This window comes from Mesorhizobium sp. Arg314 (genome assembly GCF_053714275.1).
Genome location: NZ_JBSKBP010000012.1, coordinates 141,044 through 163,973 on the forward strand (window position 1 = coordinate 141,044; position 22,930 = coordinate 163,973).

Annotated in this window: 18 protein-coding genes and 1 pseudogene; 14 read left to right on the forward strand and 5 right to left on the reverse strand. The window is 57.6% G+C overall.

Annotated elements, in window-relative coordinates:
• The first annotated feature begins 342 nt into the window (after positions 1 to 342).
• From ACWGS9_RS15490 to ACWGS9_RS15500, 3 genes are all read left to right on the forward strand, one after another.
• Positions 343 to 1,446 carry an IS5 family transposase gene (locus ACWGS9_RS15490; RefSeq protein WP_454506073.1) on the forward strand — a complete coding sequence of 368 codons (1,104 nt, stop codon included), beginning with the start codon at positions 343 to 345 and terminating at the stop codon, positions 1,444 to 1,446.
• 1 nt (position 1,447) lies between these two features.
• Complete coding sequence (locus ACWGS9_RS15495; RefSeq protein ID WP_454506074.1) at positions 1,448 to 1,792, forward strand: hypothetical protein; 345 nt, start codon at positions 1,448 to 1,450, stop codon at positions 1,790 to 1,792.
• 326 nt (positions 1,793 to 2,118) lie between these two features.
• On the forward strand, positions 2,119 to 2,550 hold the full coding sequence (locus ACWGS9_RS15500; RefSeq protein WP_454506075.1) for a Ros/MucR family transcriptional regulator: 432 nt from the start codon (positions 2,119 to 2,121) through the stop codon (positions 2,548 to 2,550).
• A 665-nt stretch (positions 2,551 to 3,215) separates the two neighbouring features.
• Here the strand turns inward: ACWGS9_RS15500 and aepX are convergent.
• From aepX to ACWGS9_RS15520, 4 genes are all read right to left on the reverse strand, one after another.
• Positions 3,216 to 4,142 (reverse strand): phosphoenolpyruvate mutase, encoded by a 927-nt coding sequence (aepX, locus tag ACWGS9_RS15505; RefSeq protein WP_454506119.1) that lies wholly within the window; start codon positions 4,140 to 4,142, stop codon positions 3,216 to 3,218.
• Between the two features lie 1,078 nt (positions 4,143 to 5,220).
• Positions 5,221 to 6,654, reverse strand: a complete 1,434-nt coding sequence (locus ACWGS9_RS15510) for an amidase (protein ID WP_454506076.1) — start codon at positions 6,652 to 6,654, stop codon at positions 5,221 to 5,223.
• Positions 6,655 to 6,990: 336 nt separating this feature from the next.
• Entirely contained in the window at positions 6,991 to 7,827 is an 837-nt protein-coding gene (locus tag ACWGS9_RS15515) for a polysaccharide deacetylase family protein (RefSeq protein ID WP_454506077.1), read from the reverse strand.
• A 233-nt stretch (positions 7,828 to 8,060) separates the two neighbouring features.
• Positions 8,061 to 8,459 (reverse strand): RidA family protein, encoded by a 399-nt coding sequence (locus tag ACWGS9_RS15520; RefSeq protein WP_454506078.1) that lies wholly within the window; start codon positions 8,457 to 8,459, stop codon positions 8,061 to 8,063.
• Between the two features lie 314 nt (positions 8,460 to 8,773).
• On the opposite strand from ACWGS9_RS15520, the gene ACWGS9_RS15525 reads away from it, so the two are divergent.
• The 11 genes from ACWGS9_RS15525 (at position 8,774) to ACWGS9_RS15575 (ending at position 21,306) form a co-directional block, all read left to right on the forward strand.
• Positions 8,774 to 9,589 carry a citryl-CoA lyase gene (locus ACWGS9_RS15525; protein WP_454506079.1) on the forward strand — a complete coding sequence of 272 codons (816 nt, stop codon included), beginning with the start codon at positions 8,774 to 8,776 and terminating at the stop codon, positions 9,587 to 9,589.
• Positions 9,590 to 9,791: 202 nt separating this feature from the next.
• Positions 9,792 to 10,280: a MaoC/PaaZ C-terminal domain-containing protein gene (locus tag ACWGS9_RS15530; protein ID WP_454506080.1), complete on the forward strand. Its 489-nt coding sequence runs from the start codon at positions 9,792 to 9,794 to the stop codon at positions 10,278 to 10,280.
• 119 nt (positions 10,281 to 10,399) lie between these two features.
• On the forward strand, positions 10,400 to 11,167 hold the full coding sequence (locus ACWGS9_RS15535) for an electron transfer flavoprotein subunit beta/FixA family protein (protein WP_454506081.1): 768 nt from the start codon (positions 10,400 to 10,402) through the stop codon (positions 11,165 to 11,167).
• 9 nt (positions 11,168 to 11,176) lie between these two features.
• Positions 11,177 to 12,139: an electron transfer flavoprotein subunit alpha/FixB family protein gene (locus ACWGS9_RS15540; protein ID WP_454506082.1), complete on the forward strand. Its 963-nt coding sequence runs from the start codon at positions 11,177 to 11,179 to the stop codon at positions 12,137 to 12,139.
• A 566-nt stretch (positions 12,140 to 12,705) separates the two neighbouring features.
• Positions 12,706 to 13,344: a TetR/AcrR family transcriptional regulator gene (locus ACWGS9_RS15545; protein WP_454506083.1), complete on the forward strand. Its 639-nt coding sequence runs from the start codon at positions 12,706 to 12,708 to the stop codon at positions 13,342 to 13,344.
• Between the two features lie 778 nt (positions 13,345 to 14,122).
• On the forward strand, positions 14,123 to 15,175 hold the full coding sequence (locus tag ACWGS9_RS15550; RefSeq protein ID WP_454506084.1) for a polyamine ABC transporter substrate-binding protein: 1,053 nt from the start codon (positions 14,123 to 14,125) through the stop codon (positions 15,173 to 15,175).
• Between the two features lie 226 nt (positions 15,176 to 15,401).
• Positions 15,402 to 16,265 (forward strand): ABC transporter permease, encoded by an 864-nt coding sequence (locus tag ACWGS9_RS15555; protein ID WP_454506085.1) that lies wholly within the window; start codon positions 15,402 to 15,404, stop codon positions 16,263 to 16,265.
• A complete protein-coding gene (locus tag ACWGS9_RS15560; RefSeq protein ID WP_454506086.1) occupies positions 16,258 to 17,040 on the forward strand; it encodes an ABC transporter permease in 783 nt (260 codons plus the stop codon). The genes ACWGS9_RS15555 and ACWGS9_RS15560 overlap by 8 nt, the downstream gene beginning before the upstream one ends.
• Entirely contained in the window at positions 17,037 to 18,101 is a 1,065-nt protein-coding gene (locus ACWGS9_RS15565; RefSeq protein WP_454506087.1) for an ABC transporter ATP-binding protein, read from the forward strand. The genes ACWGS9_RS15560 and ACWGS9_RS15565 overlap by 4 nt, the downstream gene beginning before the upstream one ends.
• A 267-nt stretch (positions 18,102 to 18,368) precedes the next feature.
• Positions 18,369 to 20,009, forward strand: a complete 1,641-nt coding sequence (locus ACWGS9_RS15570) for a carboxylesterase/lipase family protein (RefSeq protein WP_454506088.1) — start codon at positions 18,369 to 18,371, stop codon at positions 20,007 to 20,009.
• Positions 20,010 to 20,814: 805 nt separating this feature from the next.
• Positions 20,815 to 21,306 (forward strand): thioesterase family protein, encoded by a 492-nt coding sequence (locus tag ACWGS9_RS15575; RefSeq protein WP_454506120.1) that lies wholly within the window; start codon positions 20,815 to 20,817, stop codon positions 21,304 to 21,306.
• A gap of 143 nt (positions 21,307 to 21,449) precedes the next feature.
• On the opposite strand, the pseudogene ACWGS9_RS15580 reads toward ACWGS9_RS15575, so the two are convergent.
• Positions 21,450 to 22,930, reverse strand: a pseudogene (locus ACWGS9_RS15580) (NAD-dependent succinate-semialdehyde dehydrogenase).

A 22,930-nucleotide genomic window follows, 5' to 3' on the forward strand; every position in this document is an offset into this window, starting at 1 on the left:
CCCGGCCGCGGGGCAGTATTTTTTACGCAACGGACGCTTTGACGTCAGGTTGTCGTCAGGAAGGTTGCCTATTCAGTTTCCGCCGCCGATATGCTGTGCCTGCCCACCCGGCCTTTCGTGCGGCACGCCCTGCTCGTGTACTCCTCTTTGGCGGGCAGGGCGCCATTCCTCGCGGTCCTCGCCGAAACGCAGCGTTTCCTGGACTAACTTTGCCAGAATAAGCTTTTTGCCCGAGCCCCCTATATTCCAGGTGGCTCAAGATCTAGCAGGCTGTTGAAAAAGGCGCTCGCCGCGGGCTGCTGACCGTGATTCATTGTCTCCGAAGGGATTCGGAGACGATGCATGCGAGGCGGAGACGAACAGACAGGCGAACTGTTCAGCTATGTTGACCTTGAGGCACGGGTGCGGCGCAATCATCCGTTGCGGGCGATCCGGTTGATCGTGAGCGAGGCCCTGTCGGCGCTGGAGCGTGACTTCGCAGCGCTGTATTCGCCGATCGGGCGGCCTTCGATCCCGCCGGAAAAGCTGCTGCGAGCGATGCTGCTGCAGGCGTTCTATTCGATCCGCTCGGAGCGGCTTTTGATGGAGCGGCTGGAATACGACCTCCTGTTCCGCTGGTTTGTCGGCATCGGCGTGGACGACGCAGCCTGGGATCATTCGGTGTTCTCCAAGAACCGTGACCGGCTGCTGGAGGGCGACATCGCTGCAAAGTTCCTGGCGGCGGTGCTGGCGCAACCCAAGGTGAAGAAGCTTCTGTCGACGGATCACTTCTCGGTCGACGGCACGCTGATCGAGGCCTGGGCGTCGATGAAGAGCATCAAGCCGAAGGACGGCCCAAGCGGTGGTCATGGCGAGCCGCCGGCAGACGGCGGAGGACGCAATGCGGAAGCGGACTTCCATGGCCAGAAGCGGTCGAACGATACGCATGCTTCAACCACCGACCCCGATGCCAGGCTCTACCGCAAGGGGCGGGGCAAGGAGGCCAAGCTGTGCTTCATGGGGCATGGGCTGATGGAGAACCGCCATGGCCTGCTGGTCGATGCCTGCCTGACGCTGGCCGACGGGCATGCCGAGCGAGTGGCCGCACTGCATATGATCGAACCCTGCGCCGACCGGCCGCAGGCGATCACGCTCGGCGCCGACAAGGCCTATGATGCTGAGGACTTCATCAACGAGTTGCGCTCAATGAAGGTGACGCCGCATGTAGCGCAGAACACGAACGGCCGTAGTTCGGCCATCGACGGGCGCACCACCCGGCATGGCGGCTATGCTGTCAGTCAGCGTATTCGCAAGCGCATTGAAGAGGCGTTCGGCTGGATCAAGACGGTTGCCGGTCAGCGCCAAACCAAGTTCCGCGGCCGGGACCGCGTCGGATGGGGCTTCACCTTCGCTGCCGCCGCCTACAATCTGGTGCGGCTGCCGAAGCTCATCGCTGGGACCAGCTGACATGGCCAAGGTTCCAGCCATCGCCAAGGCCTTTGCCGGTCGCTGGCGTATCGTCGAAATGGATGTCTGGGACAACGATTTCCTCGATCTCGTCGAAGAGGCGCATCTGACGTTCAAAGGCGCGGCGGACGGCGAGATCGCCTTCGGCGCCCTCAAAGGCTTCCTTGATGTCCGCTACGGCGCGCGAGACGGCTCGGCCGGCGCGGAATTCTCGTGGGAGGGTCACGACGAAAGCGATCCCGCTTGTGGTCGCGGATGGGCGATGATCGGCACCGCGGGTCGCCTCGTCGGCCACTTCTACATCCACAATGCCGACGATTCAGGCTTCGTCTGCGAGCGCGCCTGACTTCTTCAACAGCCTGCTAGAATAAAGAGAACGGGTTTTCGCCTAATCGCTCGGCGACTGCGTTCTCCTGTGGTCGCACGGTAACGACAGGCCACTTGCCCGTTCGGCTGTCGGCACTCAAAAAATTGGCCGCTTCCGTTGGCGTTCCCACCTTCATCTCTGACCCTCGGCCTTCAGCACGGTGACGCGACATATCGACTTCGCTGCCGCATTGACGCCAGGCGTGCGCCCGGTCAGCGCAGATTTTCAGTAATGAAGTGCAGATTCATCCTTGATTGTGCCGATTGGGCGATCTAGGAAGACAGCACCTTAAGAGGGAGGAAACGTTGTACGACGAGACTGTCAATCTGATCGAGCTAACCGCCGATATCGTTTCGGCTTACGTCAGTAAGAACCCTGTGCCCGTAGCGTCTCTGCCGGGCCTGATTGCCAGCGTGAACTCGTCACTCTCGCGAATTGGTCAGCCAACTGAACCCGAGAAGCCGGCCCAGGCTCCAGCAGTCAACCCCAAGAGGTCAGTGTTTCCCGACTACATAATTTGCCTCGAGGACGGAAAGAAATTCAAATCCTTGAAGCGTCACATTGCAGTTCACTATGGGCTTGCTCCCGATGAGTACCGCGAAAAGTGGGGATTGAGGCCAGACTACCCCATGGTTGCCCCGAACTATTCGGCTTCGCGGTCGGAGCTTGCGAAATCTAGCGGGCTCGGACGCAAGCCTATGCCAACTCGAACGAAGCGAAAGGCTACGGCCAAGTAAACCCAGGCCGTCGCCGGTGTGCTTTTTCAAACACAACAGCCCTTACATTCAGGCCATTCGCGTCATCCGGACAGGCGCCCTTCTGGCGGATCTGCAACAAGTGTCCGGCTGCGCGGGTCAAACGTCGTATGGCGACTTCGGATACTGGTTACCTGCCACTCAACCGTCATCTAGCGGCGTTAGAATCTCGACCGTTTCAGTTACGGGGAGCGGGGTTGAGCAACCGGCGGAGACGTGAAGCCCAGATCGAGCGCAGCGTCGGAGCCGGTTGCGGTGAGGACCCCGGCGAACGTCGCCGGGGACGTGGTCGCAGAGCTCCGCATCATATCGGAGGGCTCTCGATCGTCCCGTCCGGATAATGGCGTCCGGGCTCGCTGCGGCCGAGCCGTCACGCCGGAAACGGAACGTTGTATGCGCCGTTTACCCGCACGAATTCGGTACTGGCTGGCGGACCACCTAGCTATTGATACTCTCGTTGATGGGCCTTGAACGCTCCATCGCGAATGGTTGGTGCGAGGTCACTCCAGACTTCACCAGCGGTCAGATCAATGATGTCGTCGCCCAGAGTCGGCAGTGCCCTTGCCGCTGGCGCGGCCGTGCCCGATGCACGGAACAAGCTTGTCCGTATTGCAAGGATATTGCGCCTCCTCGTCTTGTTTCGCTCGTCAGAAAACCTTCTGTGGTAGATATCTCTCTTCGGCCGCAGCCAGTTCCTCGTATTTGAGCAACTCAAACAATTCGCCCAGCGTTGCCACCTCACTCTCTATACCGGCGACTGTTTCTTCCCGAACGAGCCGATCGCAAATGCGGCGCATGGCAGTGATCGCTGCGCGCAAGTTGTGGTTGGCCCAGATCACCATGGAGATCCCTGCGGCGCGATACGCGGAGACCGGCGTGCGGTAATATGTCGTGGGTACAATGACGACTGGAAGCCGGTTCTGCCAGGCGCGACTGAAGGCGAAGATCTCCTCCGCATTGGACTTGCGGGAATGGATGAGGATGGCATCAGCGCCCGCCTCGGCGTAGGCATAGGCGCGCGCCAGCGCCTCATCCATTGCACGGCCGGCGATTAGCGCCTCGACACGCGCTACCAGCACGAATTCCGGATCCGGAATTCGGTCCTTGATCGCCTTGAGCCGCCCACAAAACTCGGCAGTTTCGGCGAGGGCGTGTCGTTCCCCCACGAACGAATTCATCTTTGGAAACGTCTTGTCCTCGATGCAAACGCCGCTCGCCCCATATCGGCGTAGTTTGCTGGCCATGAGGCGGGCATTGTTGAAATTTCCAAATCCGCTGTCGCCGTCGACAAGGATCGGAATCTGCACAGCGTCTGCCATACGCTCCACAACATCGACAACCTCGGACCAGGAGGCTTCGTTCGCATCGCGATAGCCGAGAGTTGATGCGATCGACAGGCCCGACGCCCAAAGCACCTTGAAGCCCGCGCGCTCCACGATCGCAGCCGAGAGACCGTCATGTCCTTCCATAGCAAAAGTGAGCTCGCTGGCGGTGATCAGTTGAAGCAAACTTTCGCCCGCAGGACCGTTGGAAACCGTATTTTGCGTAGGTTGCTTTGGTACACCGCTGCGCATCATCATCCCTTCCCCTTGCAAACGGCCATAATGGCTGTTCGTCAATATTATTCAAGTTAGGATTGGATAAAATCAGTAACGTTCATGCATTTTTGGCTTAATAATATGTACATAATGTTTAATTTTTGTTCAAACATACAGCGCATCTTATAATGCTATGGGCGCAACTGCCGCGTCATTCACATCACGGCCGCGTGAACCGGCAGGAAAACCGCGCGTCGGCGGTTCGTTTTCACCGATCGTCTGGCTTCCTCGGTGCATTCGCGGCCTAGTGAGCGGTCAGCTAAAAACCCCACGCGTTGTCACCCACGTAGCAAGATGGGCGACGCCTCGAGATGCTCGAACGGCAAGCACGTTGACGCTGGCAGAATTGACCGGAGCCTGCGAGCTGTCAGAGCCGCGATCGCGAGCGGCATCATCATCGCCGAGCTACACCACCTCGCGGGGCACAACCGGGCCAGGAATTTTTGCTGGCCGGAATCAGGACTTCGGCTTTTGGTGCGCAATGTTCCGACAAAGGCCAAAGTCGGCATGTGGGCCGGGAAATTGCAGGCGCCTTGGGAGTGCGAGCGGAACAAGTTTGCTTGCGCGCCTGAAGTTGCCGAAAAGGGCCCATCTATTGCGCTAATTAGGATAGCCGCCCGCAAGAAGAGACCGCCCTGCGCGCGTCATTTGAGCGCATGTGGCATCGCGAGAGCCGGCAGTGGAGGCAAACGGCCGCCCGACAATCAAGCCATGACCGATCCGGCACTCCACGCCACCATCGGTGGGCGCCTATGCTAAGACCCGCGAAAAATTGCGAGGCTCCTCTGTCGGACAAGCGTCAACTGCTCAGAGACGGGGCGCATCCAAAGCCGCAGCCTAGCTGCAAGCGATAGTCGCGAGCCAATTGGTGGCTCTAGCTTGGCCTCCTGTGCGTCACATCGGTCTTTCACCGAGGCGGAACCATGCCACATAATCATGCTGAACCCACCGCCCATCGCGACAGTGTATTGACTTTTGTCATCAGGCTGCGTGCACATTGTATGCGCCCTCGTAAAGAGTTGGATTGCAAGTAGGGTCTCGCCTCTGGAAGTCCTCATCCTTCCGTTGGAGGACGTCGGTCGAACCAAGGTGCAGCTTCCTCCAACCGTGCCGATAGCCGCATCAGGTCTGATTCATGACCGAAGCGCGAAAGCAGTTGCACGCCGACGGGGAGCCCGTCGATGGACCAATGCAGCGGGAGGCTCGCCGCCGGCTGACCCGATGCGTTTATGATCGCCAGGAAGGTTGCGTAGCGGCTCACTTTGGTGCGGAAGCTGCGGAAGTCATCCTGCATGGAAATGGTCCCAAGTTTGGCCGGGGGTTGGGTCAGCGTAGGTGTGAGGACAAAGTCATAGTCGACCATATACGTTTCCAGCTGGCGTCCGACCGTGTGAAACCGTGTGATGGCGAGCGCGTATGCCTCTGCACTGAGGGTCTTGCCAATGTGATACGCATCAAGGATGGCCGGCTCCAGCTGTGCCTGCCAACCGTCGGGGCTGTTGCGGACCTTCCCGTTCACCAGCACCGTAACATTGGCTGCCATCACCTCGATCTGGGCATTGACGAATTTAGAGAACTGGAGCGGTGGGAGCGGTGCCTGGACGACTTCATGGCCCATTGCAGTCAGCAGATTTTCCGCTTTCTGCAAGGCGGCGAGGCATTCTGGATGGATCGGAATATCTTCGAATCCGACGGCCCACTTTGCAATTCGCAATGGCCTGTCAAACACCTTATCTAGCTGCTGAAGATAAGAGGACGGTTTTGCAGGGGCGGCATATGGCGCGCCCAATTCCATGCCCGCCACGCCATCAAGGGCAGCGGCCGTATCGCGAACGGTCCGGGAAAGGACGCCATCAGAAGCCAGGCCGCCCCACCCTTCACCTCTTGCGGGACCTGCGGGAACGAGACCTCGTGACGGCTTTAGCCCGTAGATGCCACAGCAAGAGGCTGGGATGCGGATTGACCCTCCGCCGTCGCTGCCATGCGCGATCGGCACGATGCCTGCCGCCACGGCAGCGGCCGCGCCGCCGCTGGATCCGCCACTTGAGTGAGCCCGGTTCCACGGGTTGCGGGTTGGCCCGCCATTCTGGGCGGCTTCCGTCGTCGGAGCCATGCTGAATTCTGGAACGCACGTCCGACCGAAGGGCACAAAGCCATCGGCCAAAAAACGCGTGGTGATTGTCGCGTCAAACGCTGTGGTGAAGCCGGCAAACAACCGCGATCCCATGGAACCTGGCAATTGGGTATAGGCAAGCCCGGAGTCCTTGAGGAGAAATGGGAGCGCACCGAACTGGCCCTTTGGTGCGGCTGCCTCGGCCGCTTTGCGCGCCAAGTCAAAATTCGTGTAGCAGAGCGCGTTGAGGCGCGGATTGAGGTCCTCGGCACGCCTGATTGCGCAATCCATGATCTCGAGCGGGCTTACGCTCTTGCGACGAAGATGCTCGGCCAGATCGAGGCCGTCCAGCTTCTCGTAATCTTTCGTATCCATGCCAGTTCCTCAGGCTATTCGCGTTCTGCTTTTTGCTGTTCGGCACGTCTGCTGAGAGCTCTCTTGTCGACCTTTCCAGTCATGCCCTTGGGTAGCTCGGCATCAAAAAAATTGTTCGCGGGACTTTGAAGTCGGATAGCCGATGCTCAAGATGGATGCCGACCTTGGGCCGCAGACACCAAGGCTTCATAGACCGATTTCAAAGGAGTGTGCCTATCAGCCATCGTGTGCGATATCCTTGCTCAAGGCCAAGCGCGCGATCGACGGGGATGACGCCCACCTACTGCGCCCAGCCAGCGTTTGCCGGTACCAGCCTGCTGAGCCATGCAAACGAGATCATGACTGGCGCAGCAGCAGTTCGGCGCGACGCCCGGCCTCGTCAGCGGCGGTCCGAAAAACCACCCCGGGGGTAGCCCGCATGTGATCGATCAGTTGCGAGAGCATCTGCATGCGTGGTCCACGACCGATTACTTGCGGATGCATCGTAAGGGTGAATACGCCATCACCAAGCGAATGACAGAAGTCGAACTCTTCTCTCCAGAGTTCGTAGACCTCCGTGGGCGTCCGCAATCCGAGGTACATTGGCTTACTGAGGAATACAAAATGTGGAAAGTCGTCCAGCTCCCAGGCAACGGGCAATTCGATCACTTTCGAAGGGATGCCTGGGTCGTAGCTGTCTTCGTCGGCGACGTAGCCCTTCCGGGCCAGATATGGGCGATAGTCATCGGCCATCATGCTTGAGTCGTAGACGAGGCCACGCTTCTCGAACAATTCGATAGAGTTGGCCGAAAGGTCCCATGCTGGAGAACGATAGCCCTTCGGTAGAAACTCGGGCCCGAGGACCGACTGAAGTTTGGCAATGGCGCGGTCCAGCAGATCCGCTTCTTGCTGGCGGGTCAGTCCGACCGGCGTTTCATGACAGTAGCCGTGGAGCGCGATTTCGTGACCTTCATCACGGATACGGAGAGTTTGTGATTTGTAAGCAGCTGCGGAGTGAGAGGGAACAAAGAAGGTTGCCTTGACTTTTTTGGATGCCAGCAAGTCAAGAATGCGGGGCAGCCCGACCAATGCCCCGAACTCACCTCTTGAGAGAGCCGTGGCGGTCGTCTGACGCATCGTGCTGATCCAGAGTGAGACCGCATCGAAATCGAACGTAAGGCAGACCGTGGTCATCGTCTTGTCCCCGGGGAAGCGCCTCCGACAGACCGCGCCCTCACCATCGCCCGGCGATGCCGGGCCGCCAAAAGACATACGGAATGGCTTTCGTACCATTACGTATGCTTGATATTCCAGTCCGTATGCTACTGCATTGTCGTCAGAATGCAAGAGGGGGCTGCCAGGGCCAAGCCTTTTACATCCGAAATAGTACGTTTTATATACCCATAGGCACTATGATACGTGAATGGCTACCCGGCCCCGTCGGGAACGACCGCCAGGACTTCGATCTCTGCGTAAAGCCGAGAATCGTAAAGTCCCGCCTGCACCATCACGCTCGCCGGTGGGCAGTCCGAGTTGTAATAGCGGCTGCGAACTTCCTTGATGGTTTTCAGAAGGTCAGGCCTGAATTCGCCCACGAAGCAGGTTGTCCTGGCAACGTGTTCGAAGCCGAGACCGGCTTCGGTCAACGTTCGTTTGAGATTCTCAAATAGGGCCACGATCTGGTCTTCTATCGAGGTGACTATCGGTTCACCCGAGGCATCGGTCCCGACATGCCCCCCAGAAACGAAAATCCCGTTGCCCTTGAGGATGATGCCCTGGGAAAGCCCAGGCCAATTGGTTCCAGGAGCATTGACAGCACAAAGCATTGTTTTCTCCATGTTCCGTTAGCAAAGCCGGTGCCGCAGATGGGGCCACCCCATACCACGACGCCCTTTTACATACTGATTCGTATGAAAGCTAGAGAAATTAACCTCCCTCGCCCGACGAGCTTCGAGCGCGGGAAAGCGCGGCTGCCAAAATGTACTATTGAGTATGTTTTACCGATTAGGTAGTATGCCTTTGGTGGCGAAGCAGTCACTCGCCGAAATATCGACGAATGCGCGAAGTGCGAATTCGCGATCACGGGTAGGCCAGCACGGACGGCAGGCTTGCAACAACTGTGGTCACCTGTGAGGTAAACATGACAAAAGGGACGCCATCCTACTGGGTCACATCCGTAAGCGAAATCGCAAAGGACGGCATTTTCATCCGCGGGTACCCTATGGGAGACGTAGTCGGAAAACTGCCCTTCTCTGCGATCGCCTACCTGATTATCCGCGGCAGACTGCCGACGCCGGGCGAAGCTCGTCTGATGGATCTGATACTCTCCTCCATCCTTGACTTCGGCCTTCAAAAATCCGGCACTGTAGCCGCGCGCGCTGTCGTTTCCGTCAACCCTCAAATGACCGCAGGTCTTGGTGCTGCTGTCCTGGCGGCCGGCGAGCATGCGCTTTCACCCGAAGACACCGGTCGTTTCATTGCCACAACTTACGCAGCGTGGAGGCAAGGCGGCGAAACAATGGAAATCGCAGCCACAAGGCTGGTCGAGGAACTACGCACTGCAAAGCGACGGGTCCCCGGCTTCGGACACCAGATCTTTCGATACGTCGATCCACGCGCTGAGAAGCTGAAGAAAATTGCGCAGGAACAGGGCGTTTGGGGGGAGGCGAATGAATGGTATGCGGCCGTCCATGTGGCTTTCCAAACTGCAGCAAACAAACCTGACCTTGTCATGAATGAAGTCGGAATGCTCGCAGGTGTTATGGTCCAGATGGGATTCACACCTGCCGAAATGTGCGGACTATCCATTCTGTCGACCCTGCCAGGTCTCATTGCACACATTTCGGAAGAAATGCAGTCTGGGGTGAGGAACCGAATCGTACCGGATACGCACGTCGATTACGCGCAGCAACGTCGGGACCTCACCTGCGATCTCAAGGCTTCAGGTTGGGAATGATCGCTCGTTGGCTTGCTCGGGCGCCGCGACACTTCCACGGTTGGGCACGCCGGGCCAGCTTGACATTACAAACTGCCTAGTAGAAAATGCATTCTTATCGGTATAAAATGACACCGAGCCGCCTACAAAGGGCTCGGCGATTGTTTGAAGGAGCGCTTCAAACAATGTCGTGCGTGCCAGCTGGATTTGTAAGGAGAAATTGATGCACGCAAAAGTTGACGTTGGCACTCTTGGGGTTGGGCCCAACGCCCTATTCTTCGACGACTTTCAGGTTGGGCAACAGTGGCTGACGCCGCGCCGTACGATTACGGAAACGGACGTGGTCATGTTCGCCGCTATGACAGGCGACCATAATCCGGTGCACACCGATGAGATTTATGCGAAGTCAACACCGTTCGGTGAGCGTATCCTGCACGGACCCGCCGTCTTCGCCATCGTGACCGGGCTCGAGTTCCGGCTGGGCCTGAAGGAAGGCACTGCAATTGCCTTCCTTGGTATGACTTGGGATCTCAAGGCACCGGTCAAAATCGGTGACACCATCCATGTTTACCAGCGTGTTGACGGCGTCCGTCGCGCCTCCAATCCAGCGCGCGGAATAGTGAACTTTTGGCTCGAAGTGCGAAACCAGAAAGGAGATATTTGCCAGGAGGGCGTGTGGAAGGTCATGTTCCACGCTCGCCCACAGGCGTAGCGGCTGCAGTCGCGCAGCGGCGTATAGGCCCCGGCAAATTTGAATAATCACGCGCTGCAAGGTGGGTACGGCAATACGACCTGGCCCCTTTCCAGCGCTAGAAGTGAGAGCGATCGGAAATGGAAATCTTCGTCCTCATTAAGAAAGTGCCCGATCCGAATTTGCCGGAACAGTTTGTAACGGTCTCCGAGGCGCAGGATGAAATCGTTTTCCATCAGGCATCCCAGTACTCCGTCAACCTCTACGATCTGAACGCGGTGGAGTGCGCTATCGGCTTGAAGGAAGCGCACGGCGGTTCGGTCACGGTTGTGACGGCTGACGATGCATCGGCTGATCAGTATTTGAGGCGCGCTCTCTCGATGGGGGCGGACCGTGCCATCCGCGTGGAGCTGGCTGCGGGCGACAGGCGTGATCCTTTCAAGACGGCCCGGGCGATCGTCGGCGCAATCCAACAACAGACGGCTCCCTCCCTCATCATCGCCGGCCGTCAAGCGTCAGATACGGATGCGGGTTATGTGCCCTTCCTTGTCGCTCACGGGCTGCGGATCCCGGCGCTATCGCCAATTGTCGCCATTAGAGCCGTAGCGGCCAATAGCATGGTCGTTGGCAAGCTCTGCGACGCCAGCATCGACGACTACGAGATTGCACTTCCAGCTTTACTGGTTGTCTCAAATGAAATGAATAAGCCGAGGACGCCTTCACTCAAAGGCGTGATGACAGCCAAGAAGGCGTCGATAGAACTGTCGAGCCCCCCCACCGATGACGTCAACGCAGTGCGGCCAAAATATGCGCCCAAAAAGCGCCAGCGCGCAGCACAAACCACTCAGTTCGTCAATGGCAGCGATGAAGAGAAGGCGGCGGCGCTTCTGGCTGCGCTCGGCAAATGAGGCAATGGCATGAAAACGGTACTTTTTGTCCTTCATAACACGCTCGAGACAAGAACGTCGGAATTCGCCACGCTTGCCTCTCTCGCGGAAACCCTTCGTCGCGCCGGCTTTGTTGCCACGCTTCTGGTCGTTGCGGGGCCTGATGGAAAAAGCGTTCGCGTCCCATATGCGGCATCCTTCGAAACGATTACCGCAACACGGGCTGAAGCCGACATCGGCGATGGCGCCGATTATCTGCTGCGGCTTGTCGAAAAGACCTGTGCCGCGAAGGACGTGGGGTTGATTGTCGCTTTCGGCAATACGGCCAATCGCAATTGGGCTCCTCAGATTGCCGCCTCGCTCGGTGCCGAGTATTTGACCGCCTGCGAGACTATCCACGTTGTCGACGAGGAAGTCACCGTGGCCGGCCCGGTAATGGGCGGTCTTTTGCAAAAAACGATCGCTCTTGGCGACCGAAAGGCAGTGCTTCTCTACGCCGGCGACCCCTTGAGCGCAGGCTCTGATCCCGCGGAATCTGAAGTGTTGTTGACGGTCATCGGCCTCGACAGAAAAGGTGTCCGGTTCGTTCGAGCGGAACCTCTCCCGGACAGCGGCGGGATACCGCTGCGCGGAGCAGGCAAGATCGTGTCAGGCGGCCTGGGAATAGGTTCGGGTGACAAATGGCGTCTCATCGAAGATTTTGCAGCCAAGGTCGAAGCAGCTGTTGGTGCAAGCCGTGCCGCGGTTGAAATGGGCTGGGTACCTTCGTCGAGACAGGTCGGATTCAGCGGTCAAAAGGTCAGTCCAGATGTCTATGTCGCCGTTGGCATTTCGGGCGCCGTGCATCACCTTGCCGGCATTGGCGGTGCCAAAAAGGTCGTTGCCATCAACAAGGATCCCGAAGCCAATATATTCAAGGTCGCTGACATTGCGATCGTCGGCGACTACGAGCAGGTGCTCGCCGCAGCGATGCGCAAGCTCGAGACCGCCTGAACCAGGGCCCAGACTGCCGGGCCGCCGCTCGGGAGCGGCGCATAAGCCCGTTGGGGCGCTATCCGCAAATTGGCAGCCGCCGTGCGGAATTCGAGGCCTTTCCTGTCCCCGCGGGGAAGCACCTTCTTCGAAACCGGGCCGGCGTTCTGACATTACGCGGGACCGGATGACCATTATCCACAAGTTTGATCACCCGGAAGGATTGTTGGTGGCCGCTGGCGCCGGGCATGATTTCGGATGGCGTCGGCGATCGGCCTGGCCGTGGCCGCGCTCGCACTCCAGGGGCAGACCTCGGCCCTTCTAGAATCGCTGACTCTGGACCGCTTTACGGGCATTTCGCCTGATTGGCGGGGGACAAGAAGCGGAACGCCGGGATCCTTATAGCGCCTCGTTTTTGAGTTCCCAGCAGTGCTGCGGACATGGGAGGGAGTGAACAGAAGATGCTGACACGAGTAGGCACAGTAGCCTCCCAGGAGGCCGGAATGAGCAGGTGGCGAGATCTGGCTGCGCTTGTGTTTCGTTTTTTTATACCGTAAAGAACGAAAAAATACTCAGAAAGGCTCACAATGGCCGTCGAATCGCAAAAAGACTCGGGAAAGCCTAGCATTAGGGGCAAAATCAAGCGGCAGAAGACCGCCATGATCCAGGAGGAAATCCTGGACGCTGCCTCACGTCTGATCGCGGAGCGCGGCTTTCGCGCCGTGACCGTGGACGACATCAGCGCCGAGATGGGTTTCACAAAGTCCATCGTCTACTACTACATGAAGAACAAAAACGAGATTCTTTGGCGCATTTTCGAGAGAATTGACGAGACATACGCTAGCGGCCTTGATGAAGCGCTGAAATCCGGTGGATCACCAACTCAAGTGCTTGCTGCCGTAGTAAGACAGCACATGCTGAATGTGATGTCTCACCATGAGTGGAGCACTATTTATAATCGCGACGAGAATGAGTTGACTGACGAGCAGCGCAACATCGTGATGTCGAATAGACGTAAGTATAGCAAACGGATACAGGATTTGTATGCTAAGGGCGTAGCTGATGGGACGCTTCGGGACACTCCACCTTTAATTGCCGTTTGTTGCTTAATTGGCGCCTGCAACTGGTCATACACTTGGTTTAAGCCAACGTTCAAATACACCACTGAAGAGGTAACCAGCAGCTTTGCTGAACTTCTAATCAAGGGTGTCGCTTTGCAGGGCTAAATCAGGCCAGCCGATGCTGATCTGCTTTTGAGCCTCTGTGTTCAACACCCTGCCGCAGACCAGCATTGCTCGACGGGCGCCGTTGCCCATGGGCCTGGCCCGTCTGCCGGTCCGGACGGCCTGGGAACTTTAGGAGCTGCAGCGCCGCAGACGAGCTTCGTCGAAAACAAGGTCACGAAACGTCTTGACGCGGCCGAGGCAACCCCGGCCATCAGCCTCACATCGCTGCTTGCGTGGCGAGGTCGATGCCCCCTGCCCTAAGCTGGTTGTTGCTTGCTAGGCGGCAGCCTTTGTTGAGCAAGCTCGGCTCGATATGGCTCAAGTAATTGGTGTGTTTGAGGTCCGCTGACAAGCGATCCAGGGTGTCGGCTGGTAATAGCCTGCGGATGAATGGCGTTCGCTCCTGCGTTCGGCACCAGCGATCCCCGCCCCCCTGCCGCCGCGACAACCCCGAGCCTCATGGAATAGCGGCATGGATTGCGTCAACACCGATAAGGGCCAGTTCGTCCCACGTTTGGTGACATAGAACCAAGGGACGCGGCATGTGCGTTGTTCTTGCGACTACCCGGGGATCTTGGTCGCATCTCAAAAGTCCGTGGTGGAGCGGCTATTGACCTTTTCGTGGTTTCGGTATTATTCTGCACCCATGCGTCCATAAAACAATCTAATCGGTATAAAACGGCCTGGGGCCGTCAGGCGCTGGGGAAGAAGTGTGCGATCGGTTGGAGCGGTTCTGCCGACGTTCTGCAATGCCCGTGTTGGGTAGGGAGAAAATCAGATGTTGAAGTTCCTGAGACAGGCCGCGCCGCTCGCGTCGGCCGTACTTTTGATGGGTTCGGCCGTTCAGGCGCAGGCCGAAGACCTCACCTTCGTGACATTCAGCGGCTACTATCCGCCGGATCTCTTCGCTGAATTTGAGAAAGCGACCGGCATTCACGTCAATCTGGTCGAGGTCGCCACCAACGAAGAGACCATGGGCAAAATGATGGCCAGCGGCGGCGCTGGCTTTGACGTGATGGTCGTGTCAGCCCCGTTCGTCACTGCCTTGCAGAAGCTGGACATGTTGTCGGAGATTGATCAAAAGAATGTCCCGAACAGGTCCAATCTGTATCCGGAAGCGTTTAAGCTCAGCTATGATCCAGGCTTAAAATACTCGGTTCCCTATGCCTGGGGAACGTTTGGGCTCTGTTATCGTGACGATCTCCTGAAGGTCAAGCCAACCAGTTGGTGGGACATCCTGAAGCCTTCTGACGAGATCAAGGGCAAATACACCTTGGTTCCGGATGAGCGCTGGTTCATGGAATCTGCGCTGCTGGCCAATGGCCTTTCGATCAATGACGTGTCGGAAAAGGCTCTCGAAACGATCAGGCCTAACCTGATCGCCGCCAAGAAGGACGTGCTCGCCTTCGACAACTTTACCATGGGAAGCAGGCTCGTCTCTGGCGAAGCCGTGATGTCTGCAACCTGGGACGGATGGTGCTCCATGGCCATGCGCGACAACGCCAGCATCAAATACGTGGTTCCAAAGGAAGGTACCGACACTTGGGTCGACTCATTTGTCGTTCCGAAAAAAACTGCACACAAGGAAGCTGCCGAGAAGTTCATCAACTTCGTGCTGGATGCCAAACATCATGGCTGGTTGGTCAGTCAGTTGCTCTACAATGTCCCCAACAAGGCGGCCATGGACGCAGCGGATCCGGAACTCGCCAAGAAGTATTCCCCGCTGAGGATCCCGGCCCAGGACCTTCTCAAGAATGAGATCCTCAGCGACCTCGGGGCAGATGCGCCGCGTATCTCGAAGTTTGTTACCGAGGTCATGTCGCAGCCTTAGGCTGACCTCTCGACCTACTAAATGCCGGTCAGGACTCTGACCGGCATTGCCGGCTAATTCATTGTAGGATGAGGCCAAGCGAATTTGCCAAGAATGGTTCGCGCTTGTCCAATTGCACTCACGGGGAAGTGCCGTGTGGGATGCGTGGCGCGTTAAATGCCATGTGGACGACCTGAATTCGCCGCTTGGTGGCTACGCAGACTAACTCGATCTGGGATGCTGTACGATGAACAGGAAGGTAGGCTCAGTTCTTCTTCTGGCACCGGCCTTGGTCTGGTGGCTGGCTTTCCTGATCGTCCCTTGTGGCCTGGTCCTTGCTTATACTTTTATGGATCGCGGCACCTACGGCGGCATAGAGCCGGACTTTACGTTTCACAACTTGATCCGGGCTTTTGATGGGCTCTATCTCGAGATCTTCCTGAGGTCAGCAAGGATTGCCCTCGAGGCAGCAGCCGTCTCGTTGATTGTCGGCTATCCGGCCGCCTATGCCATTTCGCGCGTAACGCCAAGATGGCAAATGCCTCTGCTATTTGTTGTTATTTTGCCCTTCTGGAGCAACTACCTTATCCGCACCTATGCGTGGATCGTTTTGCTAAACCGCGCAGGTCTGGTGAATCAGACCCTGATATCGGCAGGGATTATCCACGAGCCACTTAGTCTGCTATACAACGAAACCGCTGTCGTGGTCGGGCTGGTCTACAGCTATCTGCCATTCGTGATCCTCACAGTCTATGCTTCCATTCAACGCCTCAATCCCGAATTCTCGGAAGCGAGCGCGGACCTCGGCGCGTCTGCATGGAAAACGTTCATTCGGGTGACTTTGCCTCTGACGGCGCCCGGAATAGCTGCCGGCGGCGTTTTCGTGTTCGTTCTGTCGATTGGCAACTTCATCACTCCGCAACTCCTGGGCGGTGGCCGAACCAAAATGGTCGGAAATTTAATACAAGACCAGTTCACGGCGGCTCGAGACTGGCCTTTCGGCTCAGCATTGGCCCTCGTTCTCATAGTCATCATGGTTGGCCTCTTGGCGTTCCAGAGCGCGGTCCAACAACGAGTTCGCAATGTCGAGAAGGAGGAAGAGAGTGCGTAACGCCACCCGGCTTCTGTTCGTCCATCTGGGATCAACTCTGCTTTTTCTCTATGGCCCTATCGTCGTCCTGGTCGTCCTGAGCTTCAACGCGTCAGGTCTGCCAACCGCTTGGGGCGGGTTCTCGTTCAAGTGGTATGGGAAATTGGTGAACGATCCGGCGATCATAGGGCCACTTGTCAACACCTTGATCGTGGGCTCGGCCACCGCTCTTTTGGCGACGGTGATTGGAACCATGCTCGCACTAGGTGTTGAGCGAATGCGGTCATCGCCCGTGGTCGACGGCTTGCTTCTGACGCCAATGGTGATCCCCGACATCGTTCTGGCCATTGCGCTGTTGAGCTTTTTCGTGACCGTTCATATGAGCCTCGGCCTGCATTCCATCATCATTGCGCATGTGGTGTTCAGCATAGCGTTTGTGACCGCCGTGGTCAGAGCACGGCTCGACGGTTTCGACCATTCGTTGGTGGAGGCGTCTATCGACTTGGGAGCAGACCGCTGGACAACTTTTCGGCGTATAACGCTGCCAGCCATTGCGCCTGGTGTTATTGCAGGGGCCTTGCTTTCGTTCACATTGTCCTTCGACGAATATGTGATCGCCTCTTTCACTGCCGGTCAAACCGGCTCATCTGAAACGCTCCCCATGCACATCTATGGGATGCTGCGGTTCGGAATTAAACCCGACATCAATGCCCTGGCTGCGCTCACCCTGGCGGTAAGCTTTATTCTGGTTTTCGCTGCCCAGCGATTCAACAAGGGGGTCTTTGAAGACCTATGACTGTTTCTAACGTTATTCAACTCAAGAACATCGTCCTGAAATACGGCAGTTACATTGCAGTCGACGACGTTTCAGTCGACTTCAGGGAAGGCGAATTCTTTGCGCTTCTAGGGCCGTCCGGATGCGGAAAGACCTCTCTGCTGCGAATGGTGGCAGGGTTCGTTCAACCCTCCAGCGGCGAAATATTGCTCGATGGCAAGGACCTCGTAAGTATGCCGCCGCGTCGGCGCCCGGTTAATATGATGTTTCAGTCTTATGCGCTTTTTCCGCACATGAGCGTTGAAGGCAACGTTCGCTACGGCCTCGAGATGGCCAGATTACCAGAGGCCGAGATCCGAAAACGCGTCTCCGACATCCTGGAGACCACTCATCTCACCTCCATGGCACGCAGACGGCCAAATCAACTCTCTGGTGGCCAGCGCCAGCGGGTGGCGCTGGCGCGATCCCTCGTCATGAGGCCGCGGGTCCTGTTGTTGGACGAGCCGCTCGGAGCCCTGGACAAGAAACTGCGTGAGGCCATGCAACTCGAGCTCAAGCGTCTCCAACACGAAATGGGAATCACCTTCGTGGTGGTTACCCACGACCAAGAAGAAGCTCTTGTAATGGCGGACCGGGTTGCACTCATGCGAGCCGGCCGCATCGAACAAGTAGGGTCTTCGGCCGAGCTCTACGAACATCCGGCATCACGCTTTGTGGCAGATTTCATCGGCAAGACCAACTTCTTGCAGGGAAGGGCTGCCAGCAAGACAGTCGTCATCGAGGGCTTTGGTCAATTGACTGGCGATGTGGAGGCGACAGGTCCTGTCACCTATTCGATCCGTCCCGAGCGGATCCGGCTGTCGAAATCCAAGCTCCCAGGGTACGAGAACAGCTTTCAAGGAACCGTTGAAGAGATCCACTATCAAGGCCAAAATCAGAACGTCATGGTCCGATTGGCAGGTCAGCCCGATCTGACGGCTGTGACGATCCCAGCAAATGATCCCGAGGCTGCGAAGATCGAGACGGCCGCGACAGTATGGCTGGGTTGGAATGCCTGCGACGCGCGTATCCTGACCCGCTGAACAGGCTCTAGTGGAGATGTCCCCATTGGCGTTGTGAGAGGCCTGCAAGCGGTTTCGGCGATTTTGCAGCGCGCTCTCACGGCGGACGGTGCACGCTGCAGATGCCTGACGGCCAGCCACGGTCTTTCATTGTCCATACTTAACCGGACGCCCGGAAAAAGCGATCTGAGGGCCCTCCAACACTCATGTGCGGGCTGCCGTCTCTCATTCGATGCCGGGCCAAGCATGTTTCTTCGACCATGAGGCTTCCCGGAAGAGGATGAAAGAATGGCAGCGCATAACGTCGAACCAGGTGATATCGTCACGGATTCACGCTCAATCGTCGATCGTGCGAACGGATTGACCGGACCGGTGGTGGAGACGACTGAAGGCAAACTGCGAGGCAGCGCGACCAATCGGTTAAAAACCTTCAAAGGAGTCCATTACGGCGAAAGCACTGCGGGCAATCACCGTTTCCGGCCACCGAGGCAAGTCGTGCCCTGGTGCGGAGTGCGCGAAGCGACGGCGCTTGGCGATCCATGCTTCCAGAACAATCCGGATTGGCAGCACTGGAAAGAGGCAAGCAACGGAAGTGAAGACTGCCTGGTGTTGAATGTCTGGGCACCAGTCGATGGCCAGAAAAGGCCGGTTATGGTCTTCTTTCACGGTGGGGCGTATTTCTATGGCTCTGGCGGCGCACCGATGTACGATGGGGGGCGGCTGGCCGAGAAAGGCGATGTGGTTGTGGTGACGGTCAATCATCGCTTGCACATACTGGGTTTCATGCATCTGGCCGACCATTCAGAGAAACTCAAAGGCTGCGCAAATGTGGGACTGCTCGACCTGGTCGAGGCCTTGCGCTGGATAAGGCGCAACATTGCGGCGTTTGGCGGAGATCCTCAGAATGTGACGATCTTCGGGGAATCCGGCGGCGGCGGAAAGGTCAGCTGCCTTATGGCAATGCCGGCGGCGGCTGGTCTGTTCCAAAAGGCGATCGTGCAAAGCGGCTCCCAGCTCCATGTGCGCTCGCGCGAAGATGCTATGGCGGACACAGTGGCAGCTCTGAGGTCGCTGAGTATTGACCGAAAGAACCTATCAGCGTTGCAATCCGTGCCGTTGCAAACGCTATGGGACACATACATGAAAGTCTCGCAAAACACCCTGAGCGGCGGTTTTTCCAAAATGCCTTTCTCGCCTGTCATTGATCCAGACACATTGCCTTTCCAACCGGGCTCCGCGCATGCCATGGAGCTTTCGAAAGACGTCGCGATGATTGTCGGCGCCAACGACGCCGAGGGGATTTTTTATCTGCTGCTCCACAATCAGTTGGACGAACCCAAAGACGATCCCGCCGCGGTTGCTAAATTGCAGGCAGTTTTCCCGCGCGTGCCGGACGCCAAGAGGCCGTTGCTTGCCGAACTGCTGCAGCTATACCGGCAGAAGGCGCCGGCGGAGAATCTTCTCAACCTCACGGTCATGATCTCAAGCGAACTCTGGATGGGACGCGATGCGACGCAGCAGGCGGAAGATCGCATCAAAGCCGGATGTGCACCCGTTTACCTCTATCGTTTCGGGTGGCAGGAACCTTTCATGGGGGGCTATTGGGCAATCCACGGCGCGGAACTGCCCTTTATCTTCGACAAGCTCGAGGTCAACAATGTGTGGGGGGATGAGGATACCCTTGCCGGCCGGCAGTTGAGCGATCCGCAAGGAAAGCGATACACCCTTCGGGATGGGGTGACGGATGCTTGGTCAAGCTTCGCGCATGCCGGGAGGCCGATCTCGACCACGTTGCCTGATTGGAAACCCTACTCGATTGAGACAAGGCCGATCATGCGGTTGGATGCCCATTGCGAAGTCGTCAGCGATCCATTCGGTCCAGCAATTCGGAACGTTCTTGCATCTCTAGATGCCGGAATAGGTGCCTGATTCTTCCAGACCGGGGCGGCGCGGCACAATCCGGCCCGCGCAGCTGATACTTTTGCGGGCCAACTTTGCAGGCCGACTACCCTGCCCTCCACACAGTTTCGTGACGAAGGAGGGGAAGCCTAAAATAGTTCTAATCGCATCTCATACCCACTAGAATAAGTTAATCCATCGTGGTATGTTAATCCTACGCAATCGTTTGATGCTTGGTTAGGGATCGAGGTGATGCCGGATGATTGCCGGCTCGAACTGAACAACTCGAAGATGCTGATGAACCCGTCTGACAAAAATCTCCTTGGGACAGGCATTGCGGCTCAACGAAGCAGGCAAGAGTTGACCGTAGTCTCGATCGGCTCCAGCAGGGCCGAACAGGCGATCAAAGCGGGGCCCACCGTCCCGGCCAACACCGGCGGGCTGCCGTCTTATCCGTCCAGGCCCCGCAGATCCATGGCTCTGCAGACATGTTCGCCGCTGGTGCGGCATGCGTTCCCCGGCCCTCCCAGGCCAACTCGGTTGTCGCTGAGCCCGTCTCTGCGACAACCATTTTTTTTCGATCTGTCGGCCTTGCTGTGCGAGGCCATATCGTCGTGGGACCGTCCCGAATTGACCTTGGCCAAGATCATCACGGTCCAGCACCCGCCTGGGTCGATCGCCGACCGCGGGTCCGTAGCCGACCGCGTCGAGGCTCCGGGCTCCGAATTGGCCTAAATCTGGATACAACGTGACGTTCCTGCCGTTCCCGGTCGGTGCATTCGGGCGTCTTCGTAGCATGCTCCATTCCTCTCCCATCCATGCGGGAATATGTTTGATGTCTTCATCTGTACAGGCAGTACCTTGCCCTCTTCGACTATGGCGCGGAGCCGTTCTACCGGAATGGCTGGACTACAATGGGCATATGACCGAACACCGATATCTGCAGGCATTCGGAGAAGCTTCGGATGCTCTCTACCAGCAGATCGGGGTTGATTTTGGTAGCGCCGACGAGGGAACCTATTACACCCTGGAGACCCACATTCGTCATCGCGCTGAGTGCAAGCTTCGGACTGAGCTTTGGACGGAAACCGAAATCCTCGCCTATGACGAAAAGCGGCTCCATCTGTGGCATACCCTCTACAGCGCCGCGGGCATGCTACTGGCAACCGGCGAGCACCTATCAATTCACGTTCGCAGATCAAAGGTCGAACCCGCATCCGCAGCCATGCTCGAAAAGATCGCGAGCATTTTTCACAACCAGCGGGGCCTTCCGATGCCGTCGGGCACCGGATCGGTTCTGAAAAGACCTCTTTCGTTTAGCCGCTAGGGCGCACGCTGTGGGTCCATGCTTGCTCGGGTGACTTCGATTGGTTGCAGACTCCTGCGAACGTCGGTTTTGTCACGGTCTCGTAACATCGCTTGAACGGCAGGTATGGGGACGGCCTCGAAACGGGCCCACACCTGCCGATATCAGATGCTCAGGCAAAGATACTTTATCTCTACATAGTCCTCGATGCCGTACTTGGAGCCTTCGCGGCCCTGGCCGGACTGCTTGATGCCACCGAATGGCGCGACCTCGGTGGAAATGAGCCCCGTGTTGATCCCGACTATGCCATATTCCAATTCCTCGGCAACACGGAAGATCTTCGAGACATCCTTCGAATAGAAATAGGAGGCGAGACCAAATTCGGTATTGTTGGCCATTTCAATCACTTGGTCTTCGGTGTCGAACTTGAAGAGCGGCGCAACTGGTCCGAACGTTTCTTCCCGCGCGACCCTCATGTCCACCGTCATACCGGTCAGGATCGTCGGCTGGAAGAAGAGGCCGCCCCTTTCATCGGGCTTACCGCCAACGGTCGCGCTCGCCCTTTTGGAAAGGGCATCGGTGATGTGTTCCTCGACCTTGGCAAGCGCCTTCTTGTCAATCAGCGGACCAGCAGTCACGCCGGCTTCGAAGCCGTCACCCACCTTCATCTCCCGGACCTTGGCAGCGAGCTTGTCGGCGAAGGCGTCATACACGCCCGCCTGGACATAGAAGCGGTTGGCGCAGACGCAGGTCTGGCCATTGTTACGGTATTTCGAGAGCATGGCGCCTTCCACTGCGGCGTCGATATCGGCGTCGTCGAAGACGATGAAGGGTGCATTGCCGCCAAGCTCGAGTCCAAGCTTCATGATTTGATCGGCACCCTGGCGCATGAGAATCCGGCCAACTTCCGTCGAACCGGTGAAGGTCAGCTTGCGGACCTTGTCGTTGTCGGTGAATTCCTTGCCGATTGATGGCGAATCCTTCGAAACTACGACGCTGAAGATGCCAGCGGGAACGCCGGCGCGTTCTGCCAGGACGGCGAGCGGCAGTGCAGAAAGTGGCGTCTCGCCCGCGGGCTTGGAGACGATAGCGCATCCGGCAGCGATCGCCGGTGCCATTTTACGGGCAAGCATGGCGTTGGGAAAGTTCCACGGGGTGATTGACGCGACCACGCCAACGGGCTGCTTGATCACGATAATGCGCTTGTCGCCCTGGTGGCCGGGGATGGTGTCGCCATAGACGCGCTTGGCTTCTTCGCCGAACCATTCGACATAGGAGGCACCGTAGAGGATCTCGCCCTTGGCCTCGGCGAACGGCTTGCCCATTTCCGTGGTGAGGATGGTGGCGAGATCATCGACATTTAGCAACCATGAGGTCGTACAACTTGCGCAGAACCGCCGCTCGCTCCTTGCCGGTCTTCCTGGCCCAGGCCTTCTGCGCGGTGGAGGCGAAGTCGATAGCACGCTTGGTCTCAGTGCGATTCATGTCTGGCAGTGCCGCGACGACTTCGCCATTTTGACGGGTTGGTCACGTAGAACGTCTTGCCGCTGTCGCTCGTAGCTGTCCATTCGCCGCTAATCAGCGCCTTGTCAGTCGCCAGTGAAGGATCCTTCAGCCGGGAAAGAAGTGTATTCGAGATAGTCAT

Coding starts and splice junctions, on each gene's coding strand:
- ACWGS9_RS15490 (WP_454506073.1), top strand. CDS start 343: ATGCGAGGCGGAGACGAACAGACAGGCGAACTGTTCAGCTATGTTGAC.
- ACWGS9_RS15525 (WP_454506079.1), top strand. CDS start 8,774: ATGACAAAAGGGACGCCATCCTACTGGGTCACATCCGTAAGCGAAATC.
- ACWGS9_RS15540 (WP_454506082.1), top strand. CDS start 11,177: ATGAAAACGGTACTTTTTGTCCTTCATAACACGCTCGAGACAAGAACG.
- ACWGS9_RS15530 (WP_454506080.1), top strand. CDS start 9,792: ATGCACGCAAAAGTTGACGTTGGCACTCTTGGGGTTGGGCCCAACGCC.
- ACWGS9_RS15510 (WP_454506076.1), bottom strand. CDS start 6,654: ATGGATACGAAAGATTACGAGAAGCTGGACGGCCTCGATCTGGCCGAG.
- ACWGS9_RS15565 (WP_454506087.1), top strand. CDS start 17,037: ATGACTGTTTCTAACGTTATTCAACTCAAGAACATCGTCCTGAAATAC.
- ACWGS9_RS15535 (WP_454506081.1), top strand. CDS start 10,400: ATGGAAATCTTCGTCCTCATTAAGAAAGTGCCCGATCCGAATTTGCCG.
- ACWGS9_RS15550 (WP_454506084.1), top strand. CDS start 14,123: ATGTTGAAGTTCCTGAGACAGGCCGCGCCGCTCGCGTCGGCCGTACTT.
- ACWGS9_RS15570 (WP_454506088.1), top strand. CDS start 18,369: ATGGCAGCGCATAACGTCGAACCAGGTGATATCGTCACGGATTCACGC.
- ACWGS9_RS15575 (WP_454506120.1), top strand. CDS start 20,815: ATGTCTTCATCTGTACAGGCAGTACCTTGCCCTCTTCGACTATGGCGC.
- ACWGS9_RS15545 (WP_454506083.1), top strand. CDS start 12,706: ATGGCCGTCGAATCGCAAAAAGACTCGGGAAAGCCTAGCATTAGGGGC.
- ACWGS9_RS15555 (WP_454506085.1), top strand. CDS start 15,402: ATGAACAGGAAGGTAGGCTCAGTTCTTCTTCTGGCACCGGCCTTGGTC.
- ACWGS9_RS15495 (WP_454506074.1), top strand. CDS start 1,448: ATGGCCAAGGTTCCAGCCATCGCCAAGGCCTTTGCCGGTCGCTGGCGT.
- ACWGS9_RS15515 (WP_454506077.1), bottom strand. CDS start 7,827: ATGACCACGGTCTGCCTTACGTTCGATTTCGATGCGGTCTCACTCTGG.
- aepX (WP_454506119.1), bottom strand. CDS start 4,142: ATGCGCAGCGGTGTACCAAAGCAACCTACGCAAAATACGGTTTCCAAC.
- ACWGS9_RS15520 (WP_454506078.1), bottom strand. CDS start 8,459: ATGCTTTGTGCTGTCAATGCTCCTGGAACCAATTGGCCTGGGCTTTCC.